At 60.8% G+C, this 1,719-nt stretch carries 2 protein-coding genes; both read left to right on the top strand.

Features of this window, described 5'->3' with window-relative positions:
• The first annotated feature begins 3 nt into the window (after positions 1 to 3).
• Positions 4 to 1,008 (top strand): ABC transporter permease, encoded by a 1,005-nt coding sequence (locus NKF25_RS23970; protein WP_253229129.1) that lies wholly within the window; start codon positions 4 to 6, stop codon positions 1,006 to 1,008.
• The coding region (locus tag NKF25_RS23965; protein ID WP_253229128.1) for an ABC transporter permease at positions 995 to 1,719 on the top strand (725 nt) is incomplete at its 3' end. The genes NKF25_RS23970 and NKF25_RS23965, both read left to right, overlap by 14 nt.

The following is a 1,719-nucleotide window of genomic DNA, read 5'->3' as shown; positions in this document are numbered from 1 at the left end:
AATATGGTCAACTATTATTTGAAACGGACGGGACGAGCGATCTTCACGCTGTGGCTGGTCGTGACGCTCACGTTCGGCATGATCCGACTGCTGCCGGGTGGCCCGCTCACCCAACTGCGCGGCAAACTGATTCGCCAGGGGTACCCACCCCAACAGATCAACTCCATCATCGAAACCTACCAAAACCTGCAACCCGACGCCCCGCTGTACGTCCAGTACAGCGACTACATCACCGCCCTGCTGCACGGCAACATGGGCAAATCGTTCACCTATCCCCGCACCGTGGCGAGCATCGTCGGTGAAGCATTGCCGTGGACCATCTTCGTGATGGTCACCGCCACCGTCATCATCTTCGCCATCGCCATCGTCTGGGGTGCACTCATGGCCTACCGGGAAGGGAGCCGCTTCGACATGGGATCGAGCATCCTTTCGATCATCCTCTCCTCGATTCCCTTCTACGTCCTCGCCATCGCCCTCGTCATCGTCTTCGGCTACAAGTACAGCGTCTTCCCCGTCAGCTATCGGTTAAGCCCCGGCGTCGAACCCGGCTTATCCCTCCAGTTCGTCACCGACGCGCTCTATCACGCCTTCCTCCCCATCGTCTCGCTCGTCGTCTCCGGCGCGGGACTCCAAGCACTCGCCATGCGCGGCAACAGCATCCAGGTGCTCGGCGAGGACTACGTCCGCGTCGCCCGCCTTCGCGGGCTTCCCGACCGCCGCATTTCAGTGTGGTACGTCGGCCGCAATGCCATCCTCCCCATGTACACTGGTTTCCTCACTCTCATCGGCTTCAACCTCGGTGGCTCGGTCATCCTCGAACAGATTTTCACCTATCCCGGCGTCGGCTACTACCTGTTCCAGGGACTGCAAAACCGCGATTATCCGCTGATGATGGGCATCTTCCTCGTCATTACCGTCGCCCTCGTCCTCGCCGTGTTCATCGCCGACCTCACGTACGGCATCATCGACCCACGCGTCAAATCGGGTGATTCCAATGAAGCCTACTGAGGACAACGACGACGATGTCGACCGCGTCGCTACGGACGGCGGTTCGCAGTCGAAAGTCGAGGAGTTCAGCTTCGAGACGACGGGGTCTGACACGGAAGTCACGACCAAAGAACGCTTACAGGACTTCTACGCCGAGTTCATCTACAAGCCGGGATTAGTCGCGTGGGACGACCCGCGTACGCGAATCGGCGGGCTCATCCTGTTCATCTACATCCTCATCGGGACGGTGGGCACCTGGCTGTACCCTGCTCCCACCTCGAATCAGGTCCCGCGAAACCTCGTGCCGTTCCAGAACTGGGACGCACCACTCGGGTCGACGAAATCCGGCGTGGACGTGCTGGCGATGGCCATCCACGCCACTCCGCCGATGCTCATTATGATCGCCGCCGGTGGCATCTTCGCCACCGTTATCGCACTCGCCATCGGCACCCTCGCCGGCTACAGCGGCGGGACGGTTGACACCGTGCTGACGTCCTTTTCGGACATCGCCATGACTATCCCCGGCCTGCCGCTCATCATGGTGCTCGCCGCCGTCTTCCACCCAGATAATCCCGTCCTCATCGGCCTCCTCATCACCATCAACTACTGGGCCGGACTCGCCCGCTCCATTCGCTCACAGGTGCTCACCCTGCGCGAAGAATCCTATGTGGAAGCCTCGCGGACGATGGGGATGAGCACGCCGCGCATCCTGTTCAAGGACGTCATCCCGAA

Source organism: Haladaptatus sp. AB643, from assembly GCF_024136975.1.
Taxonomy (GTDB): domain Archaea; phylum Halobacteriota; class Halobacteria; order Halobacteriales; family Haladaptataceae; genus Haladaptatus.
This window is presented reverse-complemented; position numbering and strand designations above follow the sequence as displayed.

Excerpts from the sequence above, each read along its gene's own strand:
- NKF25_RS23970 (WP_253229129.1), top strand. The coding sequence starts at position 4 with ATGGTCAACTATTATTTGAAACGGACGGGACGAGCGATCTTCACGCTG.